The sequence below is a fragment of the uncultured Aquimarina sp. genome (genome assembly GCF_947496855.1).
GTDB lineage: Bacteria > Bacteroidota > Bacteroidia > Flavobacteriales > Flavobacteriaceae > Aquimarina.
Genome location: NZ_CANMED010000001.1, coordinates 88,548 through 112,044, shown reverse-complemented (window position 1 = coordinate 112,044; position 23,497 = coordinate 88,548). Strand labels below are relative to the sequence as shown.

Here is a 23,497-nt window from a genome sequence, read left to right as displayed (position 1 = left end):
ATAAACATCCCCTAAATTAAAAAATAAAGAGGATGTTTATATTTTAAAGATTCAACTGCTGATATAAAAAAACAAGTTTAAGTTCTTAAAATGTTCATAGCCATTGCTTAATTTCTAATTAACCCCTGTCCTTCTATCCAAGGTGCTCCAGCACTTTTAAGCTCATTTTCCAGCGTTGGTAATGTAGAATCCACAATGGGCTGTAATTTAGCTTTCACTTTCTTTAGCTGGCTTTGCACCGTTTTCAAGAAAGTCTTATGCTCCTCTGTTGGACCATATGTATTACCTAAAAACCTTCCTAACGAACTGCCATTACTAGCTGTAGGATTAGATCTTTCCCCAATTTGATCCTTTACTTTATCTCCGTTAAGTTCTTTGTCAATGTCTAATAAAGCTATTTTAGTTTCATTAAGTCGCTTATACAAATCATCAGATGAAGCGGTTGATTTATTGAAAGCTCGTAACATCGCATCAACAGTTTGTTGACTCCTTGATAAAGAAATATTAGTAGCTGTTAAGTCTTGTTGGAACGCAAAGGTAGCTTCTCTAAATTTATCCATTTCTTCATATGGTTGTCTAGGTAAAGACCCTTCAAATAAAGGAGTTACATTAAACGATTCTGGGCCTTGCAATACTGTAGTAATACCATCAATTCGTTTTAATAATGTCACGGTATAATTTCCCGGTGTAACCATGATTCCTCCTCTACGAAATCCACCACGAGTATTTCGTGGAGCCCTTAAACGTTCTCCACTTTTACGTGGATAGGTTAAATTCCAGTTAACACGGTTAAAACCTTTTTTGTTCGTGCCTTTTACAGTATTTACTATCTTCCCATTTTCATCTTTGATAATTAATTGTAACAAAGGACCATCTTGCCTTTCTTCATCTTCAAGAGTTTTCCATCCAGGAAATTTAGCATCTCCCTTTTTTTCTTTTTCTTTTCTTATCTCTTTTTTAGATTTGATTTTGGCAGGCATATAATACGTGAAATTAGCACCAAACGCTGGATTTTTTGCAACCCATTCGGCATCACCTTGACTACCAACTCTATTTGCTTGTCGATACCAATCTACTTTTTTAACAGGAAATAAAGTAGCTTCTGTAGTATTCATATTTTTATTAAAATTACGTAAAGGTGTAATATCATCCAAAATGAATATTCCTCTACCAAAAGAACCTGCTACCAAATCGTTTTCACGTCTTTGGATCGTAATATCTCTAATTGGAATTGTTGGCATTCCTCCTTCTAATTTAGTCCAGTTTACACCGCCATTAGCAGTAAAGTATACTCCAAACTCAGTGGCAGCAAACAATAAGTCTTTCTTAACGTGATCCTGCACTAATCGCCAGATCAATAGTTTTTTTGGCAAGTCTCCATTAATTAATGTCCAAGTCTTTCCTTTATCACTACTTTTTATAATATAAGGTTTGTAGTCACCATACTTATGATTATCTAACGCAGCATAAACTACATTAGCATCAAAAAGATCTGCACGTACATCATTCACAAAAGGAGTAGTAGGTAATCCTTTAATTGTATTCAACGTAATTTTTCTCCAAGAATTACCTCCATCTTCGGTTACCTGAATTAAACCATCATCTGTACCTGCATACAACAACCCTTCTTGTTTTGGAGATTCTGCTAATGAAGTAATTGTATTATAATTAGACATTGCATAAACATCCCAGGCATTATCCCAACTCTGTGGTTTGTCATAATACGGGAAAGTTACGCGTTCTTGATTAAGTGTTAAATCTTTGGATATAGGTTCCCATCCATCTCCCCTATTTTCTGATTTCCAGACACGTTGAGAAGCAAAATAAAGTTTTTTCGGGTTATGTGTACTTACTACAATCGGAGCATCCCAATTAAAACGTTCAAATGAATCTCCTTCTCTTGCTTGAGGTTGAATAAAGACAGTCTCTCTTGTCTTACTATCTATTCTCCATAAAGCACCTTGTTGAAACTCTCCATATGTAATATTTGGATTTCCAGGTTCTGTAGCGGTTTGCGCTCCATCTGCACCTAATGTTTTCCACCAATCTGCACTTGCGATACCATTAGAAATAATCGTTCTAGAGGGACCTCCATGGGAGCCATTATCCTGAGTACCGCCATACACATTATAAAAAGGTAAGGCATCATCCACTGCTATTTTAAAATATTGAGTAATCGGTAAGTTTCTAACATATTTCCAACTTATGGTATTATCAAAACTTTCATATAAACCACCATCAGTTCCGATTAGTAAATAATTAGGATCAGATTTTTTAAAAACCAATGCATGGCTATCGCTATGCTGATTAGACCTAGGCATGTTTGTGAATGTTTTTCCGTGATCTGTTGAAATCAAAGCACTATTATTCATCATAAAAAGTGTTCCTTCCTGATGAGGAGATGCAATTAATTCTTGGTAATAATGGGGTCCAGTACCTCCCGAAACAGCATCTGATTGTTTAGTCCAATTAGCACCTCCATTTCTTGACATATACACCCCTCCTTTTCTTCTATCTAATTCGATAGCAGCATAAATAACTTCAGCATTAAATGGAGACATTGCTAATCCTATTTTACCAAGATTTGATTTAGGAATTCCATTCTTTAGTGGTTGCCAAGTTTCTCCTCCATCAGTACTTTTATGAAGTCCTGATCCAGGACCACCTCCTAAATAACCAGCAACTGTTCTATGTCTTTGCCAAGTTGCAGCATACAAAATATCTGGATTATTTGGATCCATGAGCATATCAGTAGCACCAACCCATTCTTGATCTCCAAGTGTACGCTTCCAAGTTTTTCCACCATCAATAGTTTTAAAAACACCTCGATCACCACCCTTACTCCAAAGAGGCCCCTGAGAAGCGACCCATATCACATCAGAATTTCCAGGATGAATAATAATTTTAGAAATATGCTCTGAGTTTTCTAACCCCACGTTTTTCCAAGTTTTACCATCATTATGACTTACATAAATCCCGTCACCAAAACCTACGTGACGTCCACCAACATTTTCTCCGGTACCAACCCAGATTGTATGAGGATTATTAGCATCAATAGTAACACAACCTATAGAGTATACCTTTTGTTTATCAAATAAGGGAGTCCAAGTTGTTCCTGAGTTAGAAGTCTTCCAGACACCTCCTGATCCTACAGCGACATACCATATGTTTTCATTTTCGGGATGAATAGCTATATCTGCTATTCTTCCTGAAGTCATTGCTGGGCCAATATTTCTAAATGCTAATCCACTAAATGGATTTTTGGATTTCTCTTTAGGTTTTTCTTGAGAATGTACATTGAAAGTTATGCTAAATGTCACTACAAAAAGCATAATGAATTTGAAAAAAAGATTCATTTGTGTGAGTTGTTTTTGGTTTTATTAGTTGAACAAAATACGCTACTGAAGAGAAGCGGTTCTGAAATTACAAAATAAGTATTAGGGATCTGTTCGATAGCTTAAAATTTAAGAATACTTTCACTACCTATCTTTATACCAAAATGTGCTCCTTCTCTATTTTTAACTACTTATGAAAAAACAGGGTAAAAGTACTCTGCTCGTAGGCTTGTTCTTTACTTAGTAAAGCTATTTTTATTCAACTACTAAAATTATATAATCAATGATCGAGTAATTTCGGTATTACTTTAGAAACAAGTATTACGATTTCATCCATACACAACCTACTGATTATAAAAAACTTGAAGTTTTAATTAAAATTATTGTATTTGATTTAAAAAATTAAACTAGATAATTGATGAGAATAAATTTCTTCAATTTTAGAATACATCTGTAAATATTCTTAGAAAAGAAAAATGCGTAGCTAAAAGCTACGCATTTACAATTAAATGTATCAAAATCGTTTATATTACAAATAATGGCTTATCCGCCATCATTGTGTTAACATCATTAGCGATATTATGTAATTCCTCTTCGTTTTCTATGTTATTGATTACTCTATCAATAAGCTCTACAATTTCGAGCATATCATTTTCTTTTAATCCACGTGTTGTTACAGCTGCAACACCAATACGGATACCAGAGGTTACAAATGGTGATTTATCATCAAAGGGCACCATATTTTTATTTACCGTAATTTCGGCAACGCCAAGTGCTTCTTCTGCTTGTTTACCAGTAACTTCTTTATTACGTAAATCAATCAGCATCATATGATTATCAGTACCTGCAGAAATAACTTCATACCTTTTTTGTACAAAAGCTTCCGCCATTGTTGCTGCATTTTTCTTTACTTGTATGATATAATGCAAAAACTCATCTGTCAACGCCTCACCAAAAGCAATTGCTTTTGCTGCAATGATATGTTCTAATGGACCTCCTTGGTTTCCAGGAAAAACAGCGCTGTCCATTAAAGAAGACATCATTCGCTTCTTTCCACTCTTTAGCGTAATACCAAAAGGATTTTCAAAATCTTTACCCATTAAGATGAGTCCTCCTCTTGGTCCTCTTAATGTTTTATGCGTCGTAGTCGTCACAACATGACAATGAGGAATAGGATCTGCAATAACTCCTTTTGCAATCATACCTGCTGGATGTGCAATATCTGCTAAAAGAATCGCCCCTACACTATCTGCAATCTCTCTAAATCTTTTGTAATCAATCTCTCTAGAATATGCAGAAGCTCCAGCAATAATTAAATGCGGTTTTTCTGCAGTAGCAATTTCCTGAATTTTATCATAATTCAATCTCCCAGTCTCCTTCTCTACCCCATAAAAAACGGGATTGTATAATTTACCTGAAAAGTTTACTGGAGAACCATGAGTAAGATGTCCTCCGTGAGAAAGGTCAAAACCTAATATTTTATCTCCTGGTTTCAAACACGCGTGATACACCGCAGTATTCGCTTGAGATCCAGAATGAGGTTGTACATTAGCATATGCTGCTCCGAACAATTCTTTAGCACGATCTATAGCAATTTGTTCTACCACATCTACTACAGAGCAACCTCCATAATAACGTTTTCCAGGATAACCCTCTGCATATTTATTTGTTAATACAGAGCCAGCTGCTTCCATTACTTGTTCACTTACAAAATTTTCTGAAGCGATCAATTCTAATCCATTAATCTGACGTTCTTTTTCGTCCTGAATTAAATCAAAAATCTGTTCGTCGCGTTGCATGTTTTTTTATTTATAAAATAGATGCCCAAAAATAGGAACATTCCTTAAAATAAGCTGATGGAATATTAATAAATATGAACATTTTCTTCACAATTAGAAATATCACATTTTTTAATTAACTTTCACATAAATAAAATATGTAAAACGTTCTAAAATTATATATTTGATGATGAGAAGTACCAACAACTTATTAAAAAAACGACGATGCCCATAACTGCAAATAATCCAAATAGAAAAACGTGGATCAAAACTCCTACCAATACTGATTTTCCAATTCAAAATATTCCTTTTGGGGTCTTTCTTACCAGAGATGATGTCATTACTATCGGAACTAGGATCGGAGATACTGCTATTGATCTAGGAGCACTTCATCAACTTGGTTACTTTGATGGAATTCCATTAACCGATGATATATTTTTACAAGATTCTCTTAACGACTTTATATCTGATGGAAAAAAAACATGGAGATTAGTACGTAATCGTATTGCTGATATTTTTGATGCGGAAAACGATGCTTTAAAAAGTAATAAAGAGCATTCCAAAATAGTCCTATTTACATTGGATGAAATAGAAATGCAATTACCCGTAACTGTGGGAGATTACACAGACTTTTATAGTAGTATTGAGCATGCAACAAATGTAGGTACCATGTTTAGAGATCCTGACAATGCTCTACTTCCTAATTGGTTACACATACCAGTTGGATATCACGGACGCAGTAGCTCTATAATTCCGTCAGGAATTCCAGTGCATCGTCCACAAGGTCAAAAATTAATCAATGGTACCGAAAAACCAATTTTCGGACCTTCTAGGTTAGTAGACTTCGAATTAGAGATGGCTTTTATTACTACAGATGCTAATCAACTTGGAGAACCTATTCCTATAGACGAAGCTGAGGATTATATCTTTGGGTTGGTATTATTTAATGACTGGAGTGCACGAGACATTCAGAAATGGGAATATGTCCCTTTAGGTCCTTTCCTTGCTAAAAACTTTGCTTCATCCATATCACCTTGGATAGTTACGCTCGATGCCTTAGAACCTTATCGGGTTACTGGACCAAAACCTTTAAAAGAACAACTTCCATATCTTCAATACAAAGGAGATAAAAGTTTTGATATCAATCTGGAGGTTGCCATACAACCAGAAAAAGCAAAAGAGACTATCGTTTCTAAAAGTAATTTTAAACATATGTATTGGAATATGTCGCAACAATTAACACATCATACAGTAAATGGATGTCCTGTTAACTCTGGAGACATGATGGGTAGTGGAACTATTTCGGGACCCACTCCTGATTCTTACGGTTCTATGTTAGAATTAAGCTGGAGAGGTGAGAAACCAGTCCAACTTAAAGAAGGTGGTAGTCGTAAATTTATAGAAGATAACGATACTGTGATTATAAGAGGACATTGCAAAAAAAATGGTGTTAGAATCGGTTTTGGTGAGGTATCTACTAAACTACTTCCTGTATTTAAAAAATAAAATCAATTATCATTCATAGGAAAACCTCAAAAAGATACTTTGAGGTTTTTTTGTTACCTTTTGGCATTAAAATTGAATAGATGTCCCCCAAACGTATTTCATTATGAAAAGAATGCTACTTTTATTTTTAATTACTACTCTTACATTCTCTTGTGGAGGAAAAAAAAAGACATTAACGGCTCTTAATACAGGAAACTATGATCAAGCGATTAATACTTCTGTTAATAAATTAAAGGCAAATAAAAACAAGAAAGGGAAACAAGATTATATTCTAATCTTAGAAGAAGCCTTTTTAAAAGCGGTTGATCGTGATATAAATGCTATTGCTTTTCTTGAAAAAGAAGGAAACCTAGCCAATTTAGAAAGAATTTATAACTCTTATAATACCTTAAAAAACAGACAAGAACGTATTCGCCCATTATTACCACTTTATCATGTGGAGCAAGGACGTAACGCTAATTTTTCTTTTAATAATTATGATCAAAGAATTCTAGATACTAAAGAACAATTATCTACTTATTTATATAACAACGCCAATAATTTACTCTCTAACGCAAAAAGAAAAACAGATTATCGTAGTGTTTATAATGATTTGGTATACCTAGAAAAAATTAGCCCTAACTATAAAAATACAAACGATCTTATTGAGGAGGCACATTTTAAGGGAACTGATTTTGTTAAAGTTACCATGAAAAATAATACGAACGTAATTATACCAAGAAGATTAGAAGACGATTTACTAAATTTTAGTACATATGGTTTGAATGATCTTTGGACAGTTTATCATAATGAATCTCAGCGTTCAGTAAAATATGATTACCTGATGGAAGTGTCTTTTAGAGAAATAAATATCTCTCCAGAACAAATAAGAGAAAGACAACTAGAAAGAGAAAAATTAGTTAAAGATGGTTGGGAATATTTATTAGATGAAAATGATGAATTTGTTCGTGATGAAGAAGGTGATAAAATCAAAGTTGATAAAATGGTAACTGTGCGATGTGAGTATTATGAATTCATACAATTTAAAGAGGCACAAGTTGTTGGCAATGTTCAGTATAAAAATCTCAACACCAAACAACTACTAGATGCTTTTCCTCTTTCAAGTATCAATGTATTCGAACACGTGTATGCAAATTACAATGGTGATAAACGTGCACTAGATGATGATTTAATTCGTTATTTGGGATTACAGGCAGTCCAATTTCCAACAAATGAGCAAATGGTTTATGATTCTGGAGAAGATTTAAAGAATAAGCTGAAAGGTATTATCACAAGATATCGTTTTAAATAACCCACACCCTAATTAAAAAAGGATCGCTAATGATTGATCAAAACATCTTAAAAGATGCTGGGGCAATCCTAAAAGAATACAAGCGTAATGAACAGCTTTTTGAAGAAGGTGATATTGCTCGCTATTACTATCAAATAGAAATCGGTGAGGTTAAAATGAATAATTTTAATGAAGATGGTAAAGAATATATTCAGGGTATTTTTGATGCTGGAAAAAGCTTTGGAGAACCTCCTCTTTTTGCTGATTTCAAATATCCTGCTAATGCAGAAGCCATTACTGATGTAAAAGTATGGCTACTTCCCAAAAACAAATTCCTAAAAGTATTAGAAGAAAACCCTTCAATCCATTATAAATTTACAAGCACACTTGCTTTACGGTTGTATTATAAAGCCATGATGGTTTCTGAAATATCTACTCAAGAACCAGAACATCGCATCCTTAGAATATTAGATTATTTTAAGAAAAGTAAACAAACGAATATTACCGATGTTATACCTTATAAAATAGAACTTACTCGTCAGCAATTAGCTGATTTGACTGGTCTACGAGTTGAAACTGTGATCAGAGCAGTAAAAAAATTAGAACAAAAAGGAGCCTTATCGATAAAAGACAGAAAAATATATCGGTAAACTTATTTTACCTTTATGATTAAGGTCATAAACTGAACACCACTTCCCGAAATATCTTTGAACATAACTTTAAAACAATATGTTATGTATTCAAAACTATTAAAAGATTTCAAAGAAATGTATATGGCTTATATCCCATTAATGATAATTCTTTCTAGTTGTTTAGGATCCGTAGCTGCCATGTATATCTTAATGCAAGAGCGATCTTCGATGCAAGTAATTCAACTAACTGTATGTGTTATTGTCTGTATGATATTTAACGGCTCAATTTTAGCACAAATGAAACCGAAATTTGTTTTTAATTTACTGATTGTTAGTCTTACGATTAACACACTCCTAGTACTATTGAACTTTGGATATTATTCTTAATAAAGAATTATGAAACAGCTAAATGAAAGAGACATTGAAACTAGGGAAGATATTTTCAATCTAGTATCTCGATTCTATACTAAAATAAAACAAGAAAAAGTACTTGGGCCAATTTTCAATCAAGTAATAAGCAATTGGGATGAACACCTTAACAGATTAACAGATTTCTGGGCGACCAACCTGTTATTTGTTGCCAGTTATAAAGGGAGTCCTATACAAATTCATCAAAAAGTAGATGCAACTTTTCAGGGTAATATCACCGAAAATCATTTTGGTATTTGGTTAAATCTATGGTTTTCAACGATCGATGAATTGCATACAGGAGAAAAAGCGAACACTGCTAAAAGAAGAGCCCGAAAAATGTCTACTCATTTATATATAAAAATGTATGAATCCAGAGTGCCACAAAAAACTACGTGTCCATTTCCTAATGAAAACAACAGTGATGTTTTTTAATCCTCTTTACGTAATAGAAAATCTATATTAAACAAACTGATGTAAAACTTGTGGTGTAATCGCGCTATGAGAAGCATGATGCACAGCTACGCCATTACGAATCACAATAAATTGTGGAGATTCATGATACACCTGAAACTTTGCAGATATTTCTGAGGATATATCTCTATAATTTAATAAATCTAGATAATAAAGATCTACCTGATTCTCAGAAAGATCAAAACTACTTTCAAAATTTTTGATCACCATTCTACTTATTCCACATCTCGTAGAATGTTTAAATATTGCCTGTGTTTTTGTTCCTGATGCTTCTGCAATTTGATTTAACTGTTCTAAAGATTTTAGCTCTTGCCATGGCAATGCTTGTTTTTCTTCTTTAGGCTCTTTGTCTTCTGATCCAAATATTTTTCCAAATAATCCCATGTTTTCTTCTTCTTAAAATCACTGCAAACTTAACTAAATGATTTTTATTAACTGATATATATCAGATTTAGTCGCAATAGAATCTGTAACTTTACAATAAGTCAAAAAGTCAGCTAAAACAAGCCTTTGTACGACATTTTGACATTAATATAGTATAGGAATACTATTTGTTATATAGTCTACGAATACAAAATAAAATGAAATATGAACTTTAATAATTTCACTATAAAATCGCAGGAGACCATCCAGCAAGCCCAGCAGCTAACTCAAGAGTATGGTCACCAGCAAATAGAAAATGAACATATTTTTAAAGCTATATTTAATGTAGATGAGAATGTGCTTCCTTTTCTATTAAAAAAGCTTAATGTAAATATTAACATCTTACAACAAGTACTTGATAGTACTTTAGAAAGTTTTCCTAAAGTAAGCGGTGGAGACATTCAATTATCTCGTGAAGCTGGAAAAGCATTAAATGAAGCGAGCATTATTGCAAAAAAAATGGATGACGAATATGTATCCATTGAACATCTTGTAATCGCTATTTTTAAATCTAAAAGTAAAATTGGTCAAATCCTAAAAGATCAAGGAGTTACTGAAAAACATCTTAAAGAGGTTATTAATGAAATACGCAAAGGAGAAAGAGTAACTTCTCAAAGTGCAGAAGAAACTTATCAATCTCTAAGTAAATATGCCAAAAATCTTAATGAACTTGCAGAAAATGGCAAACTGGATCCGGTAATTGGTCGTGACGAAGAGATTCGTAGAATTTTACAAATATTATCGCGTCGTACCAAAAATAACCCTATGCTAGTTGGGGAGCCAGGTACTGGTAAAACTGCCATTGCAGAAGGATTAGCTCACCGTATCATTGCAGGAGATATTCCAGATAATTTAAAAGACAAACAGATCTATTCTTTAGATATGGGTTCCTTAATTGCTGGTGCAAAGTTTAAAGGTGAATTCGAAGAGCGATTGAAGGCAGTCGTAAAAGAAGTAACTTCTAGTGATGGAAATATCATTTTATTTATAGACGAAATCCACACATTAGTCGGAGCAGGTGGTGGTCAAGGTGCTATGGATGCTGCGAACATACTAAAACCTGCATTGGCACGCGGAGAATTACGAGCAATTGGGGCAACTACTCTGGATGAGTATCAGAAATACTTTGAAAAAGATAAAGCATTAGAAAGAAGGTTTCAGAAAGTAATCGTAAATGAACCAGATACAGAAAGTGCCATTTCTATCCTTAGAGGAATTAAAGAGAAATATGAAGCACATCATAAAGTAAGAATCAAAGATGAAGCTATTATTGCTGCAGTGACACTTTCCCAACGATATATCACAAATAGGTTTTTGCCAGACAAAGCTATTGATTTAATGGATGAAGCCGCTTCTAAACTTAGAATGGAGATTAATTCTAAACCTGAAGAACTGGATGTGTTAGATCGTAAAGTGATGCAATTAGAAATCGAAATTGAAGCCATCAAACGTGAAAATGATGCCTCTAAATTGAAATCATTAAATGCAGATCTTGCAAATTTTAAAGAAGAACGAAAGGAAATATTTTCTAAATGGCAAAGTGAGAAAGAAGTTGTAGACGCTATCCAGAGTTCTAAAACGGATATTGAAGAATATAAACTAGATGCGGAACGTGCCGAGAGAAACGGTGATTACGGAAAAGTAGCCGAATTACGTTACGGAAAAATTAAAGATGCCCAAGAGAAATTAGAGGTATTACAAGAACAACTGAGCCAAAAACAAAGTAAGTCTTCATTAATTAAAGAAGAAGTTACTAATGAAGATATTGCTGAAGTTGTTGCTAAATGGACAGGCATTCCCCTAACTAAAATGTTACAAAGTGATCGCGAAAAACTTTTGGTTTTAGAAAAAGAACTACAAAAGCGTGTTGTAGGACAAACAGAAGCAATACAAGCCGTAAGTGACGCGGTTAGAAGAAGTCGTGCGGGATTACAGGATCAGAAAAAACCAATTGGATCTTTTCTTTTTCTGGGAACAACCGGCGTTGGTAAAACTGAATTAGCAAAAGCACTAGCAGAATATCTTTTTGATGATGAGAGTTCAATGACTAGAATTGATATGAGTGAATATCAAGAACGTCACGCAGTGAGCAGATTAATCGGTGCTCCTCCGGGATATGTCGGATATGATGAAGGTGGCCAACTAACAGAAGCGGTAAGAAGAAAACCATACTCTGTAGTATTGTTAGATGAAATTGAAAAAGCACACCCTGATACATTTAATATCTTATTACAAATATTAGATGAAGGTCGATTAACTGATAATAAAGGAAGAACTGCAGATTTCAGAAATACGATCATTATTATGACGAGTAATATGGGTGCTCATATTATTCAAGAAAAATTCGAAGCAGTAAAAGATATAGATACTGCTATGGAAAGCGCAAAAATTGAAGTGTTGGGATTATTAAAACAATCTGTTCGACCAGAATTTTTGAACCGAATTGATGATATCATTATGTTTACGCCGTTAACAAAATCAAATATTAATGAAATTGTAAAGCTACAATTGAAAAATGTTTCTCATATGTTAGCACAACAAAACATAACGCTTGATGCCACTGATGAAGCTATTAATTTTCTAGCGGAAAAAGGTTTTCAACCTGAATTTGGCGCAAGACCGGTAAAACGTACTATTCAAAAAGAGGTATTAAATTCTCTGTCAAAAGAGATTCTTGCTGGTAAGATATCTACAGAAAGTATCATTTTGTTAGATGAGTTTGATAGTAACTTAGTATTCAGAAATCAAGCCGATCTAGTCCTCTAATTGACAAAAACGTTAATTAAATCTTAAAGAAAAAGGGTGGTTTTCTACTGAAAACGAACCCTTTTTTACATTTATTAATAAAAAATTAACATTCAATAATCTTTCCTAGAATCATATTTTTTACGGTTTTACCGTAGTTATCAACAGATTTATTCTTACGTGGTTGATAAGTAATTCTTACAAGAGATAAAGTTTTAAGTAAATTGCTACTCAATGAAACCAACTTTAATATTATCTCTTTGTATACTTACATCGGTGATTTCCCTTGCACAAGAAAATAGGGAAATTTTGGCCGATATTAAAAGTAAATATTTACTTATCCGAGAGCTTGTAGACAACAATACACTTCGACAATATTATTCGGATTATACCTGCGAAGAATCTCTTGAAAAGGGTACGCTAACATTTTATTATAACAGCCGCGAACTAAAGCATATAATTCATCAATATACCCAAGGATATGTGTCTTACAAAGATGAATATTACATTTGGGATGATCAGTTATTCTTTGAATTCTCTACACATAAAGTAAAATATCAAGATTATGAAAAAAATAAGAAGAAAAGAATTCAAAAAGTAAACGTAACATTAACTTTAGAAGAACGATTCTATTTCCATGATTTCGAACCTATAAAATGTCAATTTAAAGATTTTGAAACCAGAAGCAACCGAGTTAAAAATCCAAAAACTAACTATGTAAAAAACCAGATTACTGATTGTAATCAAGCGAATAGAATTATAGAAAAATATAATGTTCTTTTGGGATATCAAAATATAACTATTGACGATTCCTGTATACTTCCCAGAAGCATAGCAAGAATCATATCAGATAATGTGATATACAGTAATCTTGGTAAGAACTAATAATATTTTACTTAATAATGATTGTTTTCATAACAGAAGTATCATCGTGAGATATTCGCATTAAATATAATCCTGCAGATAAATTAAGACTTATCCTTGTTATCTCATTAAAGGATTGAGTAATTACCCCATTTCCTAAGGCATCAAAAACTTCCACATCTCCTCGCTTTCCTTTTGCTAACAAAGTAATATAATCACTCGCAGGGTTTGGGTAAACAGAAAACTCTAGTCTCTCATTATCATCCACAGATAATGTATTAGACCATGGTTGCCCTACATTATTACCCCAAATGTATTCTACAAGGTCTGGTTGATCAATAAACGGATTACGATTAAATTGCCAATTATAAATAATATTATTTCGATTCATTTCGAAATCATCTGGAGGGTCATTTCTGTGCCAATCTAAAAGCGTCGCTAAATCTCCAAGTTCAGATATAGCACTATCTGTATCTTCTGGGAAACCATTTACAACTTGCAGCGCTTGATACCTTGTTACAAGAAAGAAAACACCACGAGCTACATCTCCTTTCCAACTACCTTGGCTCCCTGAAGGACCATTATATTCTCCATAATGCTGATTTCCTCTGGAGCTATTCTCATTAGAATCTGAAGCTCTTAAACCATGTGCATCGGAATTAGCGTGACGTAATGAATCCACATTTGTTGTAATAAAACCAGAAATACCATCTGCTATATCATCAAACTCTCTGAAATCTCCAAACTCTCCTCTGGATCTAGGATAAGTATGTTCTCTATTCCAAGTTTCATTTATATCAGTGAATCCCGCAAAGTCTAATTTAGGGCGCTGTTGTTCAGTATATAGCAACCAAACCTGATTACTATTTTCTGGACTTTGATCTGCCCTACTTAAAATCTCTACAATATCTGCATACGAATGTGTTCTTACTTTAGCAGGATCAGCTACTATATCCTGAATAGCTTTTGCCAAAGTAGCATCCGCCAATCCCTCTAAAGGAATGTAATAATCTACCGGTGCTGTACTAAGTACATTACCAAAGGTTGGCTTTAAAGGTGTTCCCCATGAAGCTACAGTGAAATCGTTGTCTACAATTCTTAACTCCTTGTTATCATTAAGACGTATAAATCCAGATGGAATTGATCCAAAAGTAATTTTCATCACCTCATCACCCTCATCATCCGAATCATCAACAACCTGAATCGTATTAGTAACAGTATTCATTCCTGTTGGAATAGTTACAGATGTACTACCAGAATAATCTGAGGTTACGAAGCTTTCATTAGTAATTGTAACATCAAAAGTAAGGTCACTTGTCACATTCATATCTGTGGTAAAAACAATATCAATACTGTCTCCTTCATTATATTCGTCTAATGTAGTAGTAATCAAAATTCCATTGAACTGAACACCGCTTCCATCATTAAGAGCTCCTGGCGTGGGAGTTTTCACCTCATACGTACGATCTTCCTTTCGTTGAATGGATTCTGTAGTTTTATTATTATTTTCATCTTCATTGATTTGCTCCATTAACCCTAATAAAGACATAAGACCTGTATCATCCGCATCATCAGTATCATGCATTAATGCATCTAATAAGTTAGTAGTCGTTGCTATTGTTCCCTCTGGAAAATCAACATCATTGCCCAAATAAATTGCTACTGCATCAGCTCCATTCTGTATCGTGTTTTCGAATAATAAAAAATCTGGTACTGGCGAAACCTCAGGGCCGCCGATTAAAAAAATTCCATTAGTATCCGTAGTATAACCGTCAAGATCGAGTGCGAAGTAACTGGAATCACCTCCACTATCAGAACCATTAAACAATACCAAAACTAACCCATCTAAGAGGAAATTAGGAATATCTGATTTTAATTCTATGAACTCTTGTGTATCCGTACTAGGTGTATCAGAATCTAATTCATTAATTACAACCTGGCCAAAAGAAAAGTGAGAAAATAATATAGTAAAAACTAAAAGGTAGATATTTTTCAAAACAATAAAATTAGCATCACAAGATAGTTATAATATGTAGTTTATGAAGTTATCTTAAAATTAAAATCTGGACTAATAAAAAGTACATATTCTCACTTAGTAATGTTAAAATTTAACTCATGAAATATACCGAATGGTATATTTTAATTATATTTGACTTATTAAGTTTAAATAAATGCATACGAAAGCCGAACAAACTGCTGAATTTATTATCACTACAGTTGCACCTATTTTTAATAAAAATGGATATGCTGCTACCAGCTTAAGTGATATAACCAAAGCTACTGGATTGACAAAGGGTGCTGTTTATGGAAATTTTAAAAACAAAGAAGAATTAGCCATTGCGGCTTTTACGATGACTGTAAAAAACATGTTAAGACGTATTACAGAACATCAAACTCTTAGTAATTCTTCAATCGAAAAATTATTTCTGGTTACCGATTTTTATCGTAATTATTATGATTATACTGAAGAACTTGGAGGTTGTCCTGTACTCAATATGGGAGTAGATGCTAAACACCAAAACATTGCCCTTTTTAAATATGTACAGTATACCATAAATAAAATACAGAATAACCTGGCACTACTTATAGATACTGGAAAAAAAAACGGTGAAATACAATATGAAATTGATTCTATTCTCTATTCAAAAAGATTATACACGATGATTGTTGGTGCAATTTTTATGACACATACCATGGAAGATACTAGTTATCTTCTGCAAACGATGGATCAAATAGATATCATTATTATAAACGAATTAAAGCTTTAAAACATTTTTTTAAACCAAAATATACCGATTGGTATAAAAATAACATAATACTTATGACAACATTACCGAAAACTCTAGAAAGCAAAGCCAAAATCAGATTCCAACATTGTGATCCTTTTAATCATCTCAACAATGCAGAATATATTAATTATATGATTAATGCCAGAGAAGATCAAATAATTGATTATTACAATCTAGACCTTTTTAAAATGGCACAAACACAAGGCATAAGTTGGGTTGTTGGCACTAATCAAATTGCTTACTTACGACCAGCATTCTTGATGGAAGATATCATTATTGATTCTCAACTTTTCTCCTACACAGAAAACGAACTACACGTAGAGATACGCATGTGGAATCACGATAAAACAGAGTTAAAAGCAGTAATGTGGAGTTCTTTTGTGCATTTTAATTTACTTAAACAAAAACGTTGGAATCATACTCCAGAACTGATGGAATTGTTTAATTCTGTATTAAATCCTTTAGAGGCAAATACGTTTAACGAAAGAATTTTACAATTAAAACCACAAAAGGTGTAACATTTACCTTTCTGCAGAGTCTTATAAATACATCAATCAACAAAACCTAACCAGTATGAAGTCTTCTGGAGATCTTGGCTCCTCTCAAAAGAAGAGAAGCTCATATTTTTTTATTGGATTTTTTATCATTGCTATCCTTTCTATGACCATAGTTGCCTGGCAATTGGGTGTATTAGGATAACATACTAAAACATTTACAAATTCCATTAAAATAACTGAACCTCAATACATTTTTTTAATAATGTATTGAGGCTATTGTTGTTTGTTATCTTTATTTGTTTCTTTATATAGTTGTTTAAAGAAAATTCTTTTTTAAATATTTCAGCAAATAATTAATAATCTCCATACTAAAAATAAAAAGAACTCGTTAACCAAAAATCTGATTACCCAATATATTTGATTAATTCAACTCTAAAAACTTAACAATGAAACCTAAATTTATTCTTTTAGAAAAAAACTTTTTTGAAAAACAGAATTTAAAATTAATAGCTATTCTTTTACTTACCCTAGTAACTAGTCAGGCAATTTACTCCCAAACAGTAGTAGAAAGATACGGAAGACTACAAGTCAACGGAAGTCATGTGACAGCAGAGAATGGAGAAAAAATAAGCCTTGCTGGAATGAGTCTTTTTTGGAGCAACGCAGGAGATGGAGGTGATTTTTATAACTCGCAAACCGTAAATCATTTAGCAGATGACTGGAATAACCATATAATCAGAGCGGCACTCGGAGTCAAAGAAACTTGGGATGGAGGAACTGGCTATATTGATAATACTGCAGTTCAAAAAGCAAAAATTAGAACAGTTATCGATGCTGCTATTGCTAAAGGTGTTTATGTAATTATAGATTGGCATACACATGCAGCAGAGGTACACAAAGATGAAGCTGTAGCATTCTTTACTGAAATGGCAGAACTATATGGTGATAAGGATAATGTTATTTATGAAATATATAATGAACCCATAAACCAATCTTGGAATGATGTTAAAAGTTATGCCACTGATGTAATTGCTGGTATACGATCTAAAGATTCGGATAATCTAATTATAGTAGGAAGTCCGACTTGGTCACAAGATGTTGATAAAGCAGCTGCGGACCCAATAATTGGTGATCCAAATCTTGCATATACCTTACATTTCTATGCAAATACTCATAAACAGTTTTTACGAGATCGCGCATTAGCTGCTATGAATAGTGGAATCGCATTATTTGTTACTGAATGGGGAACTACAGATGCAAGTGGTGATGGTGGATATAATCAACAAGAATCAGAAACATGGTTAAACTTCATGATTGATAATCATATTAGCTATGTAAACTGGACAGTTGCTCACAAAAATGAAGATTCATGTGTTGTGAGTCCAGGTATGGGGCTACAAGGACTTACAAACGGAAATCTTACAGCATCGGGTATTTTTATAAGAAACCATTTAATCAATCGTGCAGAAGCATTGGGTATAGATGATTTTACCATTGATAATGTAAAACTTTCATTAGTTCAAAATCCAGTAAAAGACATTCTTTCAGTAAATTCTACTATCGTAATTGATAATCTTACTGTTTTTGATATGAACGGGAGATCCGTTTTTCATAAAAACATAAATCAGAACAATCCACAGGTCAATATTGGAGGCTTACAATCAGGTAATTATATTTTAAAAGTAAGTTCTAACAATACATCAACTACTACAAAATTTGTAAAATTATAGATTCATAAAAATTGTATAACATAAAAGCCCTTCAAATATATTTGAAGGGCTTTTACTTATTATCTTTAACCTATAGAAAATAGGACTTAGAACCTAATTTCCAGCATCCGCACAATCTAACGGTAGTAATAATAACTCATCAGCATAGGCTAGTGCACTGGTACATTCCAGATCTCTATACTCTTCTACTGTATCTTTTATTGCTTGACACGTAGTTTCATTTTCATCCGCCTCATAAGCTTCTATGGCAGCTTCAACCGACAATTGAAGTGCATCTTCTGCTATATCGCAAGCTGCATCTTCGACATCATCTCCATCGCAAGAAACAAATAAAGCTCCTGCAGAAAATAGTAAGGTAAAAATTGTTCTTTTCATCATTATTGCTTTTAAATTATAATGCAAATTTGATATTATAATTTCCTTTCAGATATCTCAAAAACTATAATTTTTGACTCTATCCATATTGAAATATTAAAAGTAGCTCATTTGTTTACTGATAAAATATTACTTTTAGAGACTTTGATAATTTAACTATGTCCTCAACAATAGTACGTATTATATTATTTTCCTTTTTATGCGATTTTATGGTTTCTTGTGGAAGCACTATAAATCTTCCTAAAAAAAGTACCATCCAAATAAATTACCTAGATGAATATATAATCTATAATGATTCCATTTTCGAAGGCTCAAAAATTGGAGGGCTTTCCGGTATTGAATATCATAAAGAACAGGATGCATATTATGTTGTATGTGATGATGCTAAAAATCCAAGATTTTACAAAACATCAATTTCTTTAGAAAATGACAAATTCAGTGCAGTAACGGTTGATCAGCTTATAAAAATTAAAGATCAACATCATCAGTTTTTAAATAAAAACATAGCTGATCTAGAAGCTATAAGAACTTTTGGGATAAACAAATTCATATTTACAAGTGAAGGATCTATAAAACATAACTATAATCCTGCTATTTTTATTACAGATGCTACTGGAAATTATGAAACTAAATTTCAACTTCCCTCCTATTTCTTAACGGATAGCAATTCGGTAAACAAACCAAGGCATAATGGAGTATTCGAAGGATTAGTAAAGGACATAAGAAACAATGGTTACTGGGCTGCTATGGAACTGCCTTTAGAACTAGATGGACAGGAGCCAACGGTTGATAATTCCGGAGCTCCCGTAAGAATTACACATTTTAATATAAATACGAATCAAGCTGATTTTCAATTTACCTATCCCCTTGATAAACTTGCAAAAGATCCCAAAGAAAAATTTGGCGTAAATGGTATAACAGCACTACAACAACTTACAGAAAATCAATTCCTAATTGTGGAACGTGGATATGCTGCAGGTTATGGAACGCAAGGAAATACTGTGAGAATTTATTTAACTAATACGCAAGATGTAACAAATACGGTAGATTTTGAATCTTTAAAAAGTAAAGAGTATCAATCAGCTACCAAACAATTACTTTTTGATTTTGAATCTATTAGAAGTCAACTCACGAATCATATTGTTGATAATATTGAGGGAATCACTTTTGGTCCTATATTGGCCAATGGAAATCAATCATTACTTTTGATTTCTGACAACAATTTTAATCCCATTTCGGAACAAATCAATCAATTAATATTACTCGAACTCATTAAAAATCCATAATCATGAAAATTAAATATATCTCAACTACTTTTTTATTATTACTTCTGGTTTCATTTTCAAGTTGCGCTCAGGAAGCAGTAGAGAATAAAAATACTACTACTTATATTTTAGTTAGACATTCAGAAAAAGATCTTAGCGATAAAAGCAACAGAAATCCTAACTTAACTGAACAAGGTAAAGAACGTTCAGAAAATCTAGTAAAAATACTTGCCGATATAAAAATAGATCAAGTATATAGCACAAATTATACAAGAACTCTTCAAACTGCTGCACCTATAGCAAAAGATAGAAATATTGAGATATCTTTTTATGATCCCCGAAAATTATTCGATCAAGAATTTCAAAAAGAAACAACCGGAAAAACCTCTTTAATAGTTGGACATAGTAACTCCACACCGGCATTTGTAAATAAGATAATCGGTCAAAAAAAATATAATGATATTGACGAAAAAAACTACAGCAAACTGTTTATTATCAAAATCGTAGGAGATATAATTACGGATACTGTTCTTAATATTAATTAACAACAATCCTCCTCAACATAAACATGGATGTCTTCTAGTTCTATTTTGGATAGTAGTTTTAATTCTTCATTTTCGAACATTACATCTAACTTAAATAAAGATGTAGAAAGATTATCGGTTTTATAATTCTTATAGTCTACAAAACGAATGCCATTAATTACTCTTGGATTATAAGCTTCTCTAAAGCGAACACCGCCTCCATCCACAGCGTATTTATATGCTAGATAATCAATCGTAAAATCTTCCTTATGAATCCAATACATAAACTCATCTTCAAAATCTGTTCCACCTCCTTCTTGATCGAACGTTACCTTAATTTTATAATACGATATATTTTTAATTTTAGATTCACCTATTAATTCTTTACGCACAGCTGGTGCATTCAATCCATAAGGCAAATTCGCAAAATAATGAACCGAATTTACACCGTCACTAATTTTGGTTACCATAGAATCTAAAACTTTTACGCTACAGCTTTCAATAGATCTGGATAAACCACTATTATTTAAAATATCATGAATTATACCATCAGTACCTGATGTGAATCTTTCTAATTGATAATCTCCATTACTCCTTACACTTCTATATTCTTTTCCTCTAAATATAAAACGAATACTAGCTTTATCGAATTTTGATCCTCCAGCATTTTCAATAGTCTTCTTAATAATCTGTTCGGCTGTAAACTGAACAGTAACAGTTGTAAAAGATGCTAAAAATAATAGTACTACTAAAAATAAAAACTTTCTCATAAACTCATTATTAACTTGTGAACTAAAATAGTTGTTACTCTGTGAATAGTTGTAATAGTTTTGTTAAACTAAAATATCATACTCGCCAACCTAGGTTTTTCAAGGTTATCTGCATACTTAAGACACTTATTTAGGCAAAAACTTTCATAAGATTCATTAATTTTAAGTTTATTTTTTTTTGAAATCTGAAAAAGATAATTATTTTGCAATCCCTAAATCTTATTCATATTATGAAAAACATACTACTATTTTTAGTCTGCATAGCTGCACAATCATTGTTAGCACAAGACGCTGCTGTCTACGAAAAAACTACAAAAGCTTTTCAGGAAAACTTTAATACCCAAAACATTGATGCCGTTTTTGATTTATATGCTACTGAAATGCAAGAAGAAATGACAAAAGAAGGTGTTTCTCGCTTTATCAAAGGATGTCATTCACAATTCGGAAACTTAAAAACATTGACTTTTATAGAATCGGCAGAAGGAATTAATAGCTATACTGCTACTTTTGACAATATTAGTTTGGTAATGGAGCTAAAATTAAATACTGATGGTAAAATTGCTACTATACAATTTCAGGAACCTTAAAAAGTTTTATAACAATACTTATTACAAAGCTTTCTTTAGGGAAAGCTTTTTGTATTTTTGTACTCTCTGCAAACTTTTTGCATACACAAATTATGAGTCAGAATAGGATCAACATACTTAATAGAAAAGCCAAATTCGAATACGAATTTCTGGACAAATATACGGCAGGAATTCAACTCGCGGGAACCGAGATAAAAGCCATTAGAGAAGGAAAAGCAGGTATTGCAGAAAGTTTTTGTGAGTTTCATAATAATGGGGAACTCTTTGTGATTAACATGAATATTGAAGAGTATTCTCATGCCACCTATTTTAATCATAATCCTAAAAGTGAGCGAAAACTATTACTGAACAAACAAGAACTAAAGAAACTCGAAAAAGAAGTTAAAAATTCTGGACTCACAATTATACCAACTCGATTGTTTGTAAATGATCGTGGTTTAGCCAAATTAGATATCGCCCTTGCCAGAGGAAAGAAACTATATGACAAAAGGGAAGCAATAAAAGACAGAGATAACAAACGTACGCTAGATCGAATTAAAAAGGATTATAAATAGATTCATTTAATCGAGATTATTCTAGCATTATTTTCTTATACGCTTTCGGCTCTTCTTTTTTCAACTTGGGATTTTCCGGATCTTGATCTAATCTTTTGACTGCTTCAATACGGTCTAAACAGTGGCAAAACAATTAGTTCTGTCCCGTAAGCTAATGCGAAAAATATATTGCTATTCCTAATAAAAAATAACAGGAAATAAATAAAGCTCTAATTTTCTAATCATAAACCTATCTAATTTTTGTCTTCCAATAAAGGCACAAAACGAAATTCTCCGAACTCGTGTTTTTCGAATTTAGTTTCACTTTTGCGAATAAACAAAGTCATTACTTGCGGATCATTACCGACAGGAATCACTAATCTACCTCCTATTTCTAATTGAGCAAGTAATGGTTTTGGAACATATGGAGCTCCTGCGGTGACAATAATACCCTTGTATGGTGCATACTCAGGTAACCCTTTATAACCATCTCCGAAAGATAAATGTTTAGGGCGGTATCCTAATTTAGGTAAAAACAATTTTGTTTTTTTAAAAAGTTCCTGTTGTCTTTCTATACTATACACCTTACAGCCTAATTCACATAAAACAGCTGTTTGGTAACCAGAACCCGTTCCTATTTCTAATACGCTATCGCCGCGCTCTACTTCTAATAACTCTGACTGAAAAGCAACCGTATAAGGCTGTGAAATGGTTTGATCGGCACCAATAGGAAAAGCTTTATCCTGATATGCGTGATCACCGAAACCAGAATCCATAAATAAGTGTCTCGGAATTTTATTGATAGCAGTAAGAACAGAACTGTCCTTAATCCCCTTATCAACTAATACATTGACTAACTGTTTTCTTTTTCCGGCGTGTTTTAAAGTATCTTTAGAATTCATTAGGGTAGATTAACAGGCTAAAATTACATAAAGATTTTAAAGAATAAAGAACAATTTTAGCATTAAACTGATTATTTTACATTTTAGATA

Annotated in this window: 22 protein-coding genes; 15 read left to right on the top strand and 7 right to left on the bottom strand. The window is 32.8% G+C overall.

Going from position 1 to position 23,497, the window contains the following annotated elements; translation table 11 throughout:
* Positions 1-107 precede the first annotated feature (107 nt).
* Both Q0921_RS00530 and glyA read right to left on the bottom strand, forming a co-directional pair.
* On the bottom strand, positions 108-3,356 hold the full coding sequence (locus Q0921_RS00530) for a glycosyl hydrolase (protein ID WP_299251675.1): 3,249 nt from the start codon (positions 3,354-3,356) through the stop codon (positions 108-110).
* 503 nt (positions 3,357-3,859) lie between these two features.
* A complete protein-coding gene (gene glyA, locus Q0921_RS00525) occupies positions 3,860-5,134 on the bottom strand; it encodes a serine hydroxymethyltransferase (protein WP_299251673.1) in 1,275 nt (424 codons plus the stop codon).
* A 204-nt stretch (positions 5,135-5,338) separates the two neighbouring features.
* Here glyA and fahA point away from each other — a divergent pair, with 204 nt between their 5' ends.
* The 5 genes from fahA to Q0921_RS00500 all read left to right on the top strand — a co-directional run bounded on the left by fahA (position 5,339) and on the right by Q0921_RS00500 (position 9,364).
* Entirely contained in the window at positions 5,339-6,619 is a 1,281-nt protein-coding gene (gene fahA / locus Q0921_RS00520; protein ID WP_299251670.1) for a fumarylacetoacetase, read from the top strand.
* Positions 6,620-6,722: 103 nt separating this feature from the next.
* On the top strand, positions 6,723-7,910 hold the full coding sequence (locus Q0921_RS00515) for a hypothetical protein (RefSeq protein WP_299251667.1): 1,188 nt from the start codon (positions 6,723-6,725) through the stop codon (positions 7,908-7,910).
* Between the two features lie 29 nt (positions 7,911-7,939).
* The gene (locus Q0921_RS00510) at positions 7,940-8,539 is read left to right on the top strand and encodes a Crp/Fnr family transcriptional regulator (protein ID WP_299251664.1); all 600 of its coding nucleotides are present in this window, start codon (positions 7,940-7,942) and stop codon (positions 8,537-8,539) included.
* Positions 8,540-8,623: 84 nt separating this feature from the next.
* A complete protein-coding gene (locus tag Q0921_RS00505) occupies positions 8,624-8,908 on the top strand; it encodes a hypothetical protein (protein ID WP_299251661.1) in 285 nt (94 codons plus the stop codon).
* 9 nt (positions 8,909-8,917) lie between these two features.
* The gene (locus Q0921_RS00500) at positions 8,918-9,364 is read left to right on the top strand and encodes a group III truncated hemoglobin (RefSeq protein WP_299251658.1); all 447 of its coding nucleotides are present in this window, start codon (positions 8,918-8,920) and stop codon (positions 9,362-9,364) included.
* Positions 9,365-9,391: 27 nt separating this feature from the next.
* On the opposite strand, the gene ytxJ is transcribed toward Q0921_RS00500, so the two are convergent.
* Positions 9,392-9,787: a bacillithiol system redox-active protein YtxJ gene (gene ytxJ / locus Q0921_RS00495; RefSeq protein WP_299251654.1), complete on the bottom strand. Its 396-nt coding sequence runs from the start codon at positions 9,785-9,787 to the stop codon at positions 9,392-9,394.
* Between the two features lie 204 nt (positions 9,788-9,991).
* Between ytxJ and clpB the strand changes: the two genes are divergently transcribed.
* The gene (gene clpB / locus Q0921_RS00490) at positions 9,992-12,592 is read left to right on the top strand and encodes an ATP-dependent chaperone ClpB (protein ID WP_299251650.1); all 2,601 of its coding nucleotides are present in this window, start codon (positions 9,992-9,994) and stop codon (positions 12,590-12,592) included.
* 213 nt (positions 12,593-12,805) lie between these two features.
* Complete coding sequence (locus tag Q0921_RS00485; RefSeq protein ID WP_299251647.1) at positions 12,806-13,456, top strand: hypothetical protein; 651 nt, start codon at positions 12,806-12,808, stop codon at positions 13,454-13,456.
* A 7-nt stretch (positions 13,457-13,463) separates the two neighbouring features.
* On the opposite strand, the gene Q0921_RS00480 is transcribed toward Q0921_RS00485, so the two are convergent.
* Positions 13,464-15,431 (bottom strand): endonuclease, encoded by a 1,968-nt coding sequence (locus Q0921_RS00480; protein ID WP_299251644.1) that lies wholly within the window; start codon positions 15,429-15,431, stop codon positions 13,464-13,466.
* 175 nt (positions 15,432-15,606) lie between these two features.
* On the opposite strand from Q0921_RS00480, the gene Q0921_RS00475 reads away from it, so the two are divergent.
* The 4 genes from Q0921_RS00475 to Q0921_RS00460 all read left to right on the top strand — a co-directional run bounded on the left by Q0921_RS00475 (position 15,607) and on the right by Q0921_RS00460 (position 18,451).
* Positions 15,607-16,203, top strand: coding sequence for a TetR/AcrR family transcriptional regulator (locus tag Q0921_RS00475; RefSeq protein ID WP_299251642.1), 597 nt, complete (start codon positions 15,607-15,609; stop codon positions 16,201-16,203).
* A 53-nt stretch (positions 16,204-16,256) separates the two neighbouring features.
* On the top strand, positions 16,257-16,742 hold the full coding sequence (locus tag Q0921_RS00470; RefSeq protein WP_299251640.1) for a thioesterase family protein: 486 nt from the start codon (positions 16,257-16,259) through the stop codon (positions 16,740-16,742).
* 55 nt (positions 16,743-16,797) lie between these two features.
* Positions 16,798-16,923: a hypothetical protein gene (locus tag Q0921_RS00465; RefSeq protein ID WP_255424795.1), complete on the top strand. Its 126-nt coding sequence runs from the start codon at positions 16,798-16,800 to the stop codon at positions 16,921-16,923.
* 244 nt (positions 16,924-17,167) lie between these two features.
* The gene (locus tag Q0921_RS00460; protein ID WP_299251638.1) at positions 17,168-18,451 is read left to right on the top strand and encodes a cellulase family glycosylhydrolase; all 1,284 of its coding nucleotides are present in this window, start codon (positions 17,168-17,170) and stop codon (positions 18,449-18,451) included.
* A 93-nt stretch (positions 18,452-18,544) separates the two neighbouring features.
* Here the strand turns inward: Q0921_RS00460 and Q0921_RS00455 are convergent, their stop codons facing one another.
* Entirely contained in the window at positions 18,545-18,826 is a 282-nt protein-coding gene (locus Q0921_RS00455; RefSeq protein WP_299251636.1) for a hypothetical protein, read from the bottom strand.
* 158 nt (positions 18,827-18,984) lie between these two features.
* On the opposite strand from Q0921_RS00455, the gene Q0921_RS00450 reads away from it, so the two are divergent.
* Together Q0921_RS00450 and Q0921_RS00445 are read left to right on the top strand one after the other, a co-directional pair.
* On the top strand, positions 18,985-20,112 hold the full coding sequence (locus Q0921_RS00450; protein ID WP_299251633.1) for an esterase-like activity of phytase family protein: 1,128 nt from the start codon (positions 18,985-18,987) through the stop codon (positions 20,110-20,112).
* Between the two features lie 2 nt (positions 20,113-20,114).
* On the top strand, positions 20,115-20,636 hold the full coding sequence (locus Q0921_RS00445; RefSeq protein WP_299251630.1) for a histidine phosphatase family protein: 522 nt from the start codon (positions 20,115-20,117) through the stop codon (positions 20,634-20,636).
* On the opposite strand, the gene Q0921_RS00440 is transcribed toward Q0921_RS00445, so the two are convergent.
* Positions 20,633-21,385 (bottom strand): DUF6503 family protein, encoded by a 753-nt coding sequence (locus Q0921_RS00440; protein WP_299251627.1) that lies wholly within the window; start codon positions 21,383-21,385, stop codon positions 20,633-20,635. The two genes, Q0921_RS00445 and Q0921_RS00440, sit on opposite strands and share 4 nt — an antisense overlap.
* Before the next feature lie 230 nt (positions 21,386-21,615).
* Here Q0921_RS00440 and Q0921_RS00435 point away from each other — a divergent pair, with 230 nt between their 5' ends.
* Together Q0921_RS00435 and smpB are read left to right on the top strand one after the other, a co-directional pair.
* On the top strand, positions 21,616-21,972 hold the full coding sequence (locus tag Q0921_RS00435; RefSeq protein ID WP_299251624.1) for a DUF3887 domain-containing protein: 357 nt from the start codon (positions 21,616-21,618) through the stop codon (positions 21,970-21,972).
* 92 nt (positions 21,973-22,064) lie between these two features.
* A complete protein-coding gene (gene smpB / locus Q0921_RS00430; protein ID WP_299251620.1) occupies positions 22,065-22,526 on the top strand; it encodes an SsrA-binding protein SmpB in 462 nt (153 codons plus the stop codon).
* A gap of 233 nt (positions 22,527-22,759) precedes the next feature.
* Here smpB and Q0921_RS00425 read toward each other — a convergent pair whose 3' ends face one another.
* Entirely contained in the window at positions 22,760-23,407 is a 648-nt protein-coding gene (locus Q0921_RS00425) for a protein-L-isoaspartate(D-aspartate) O-methyltransferase (RefSeq protein ID WP_299251617.1), read from the bottom strand.
* Positions 23,408-23,497 lie beyond the last annotated feature (90 nt).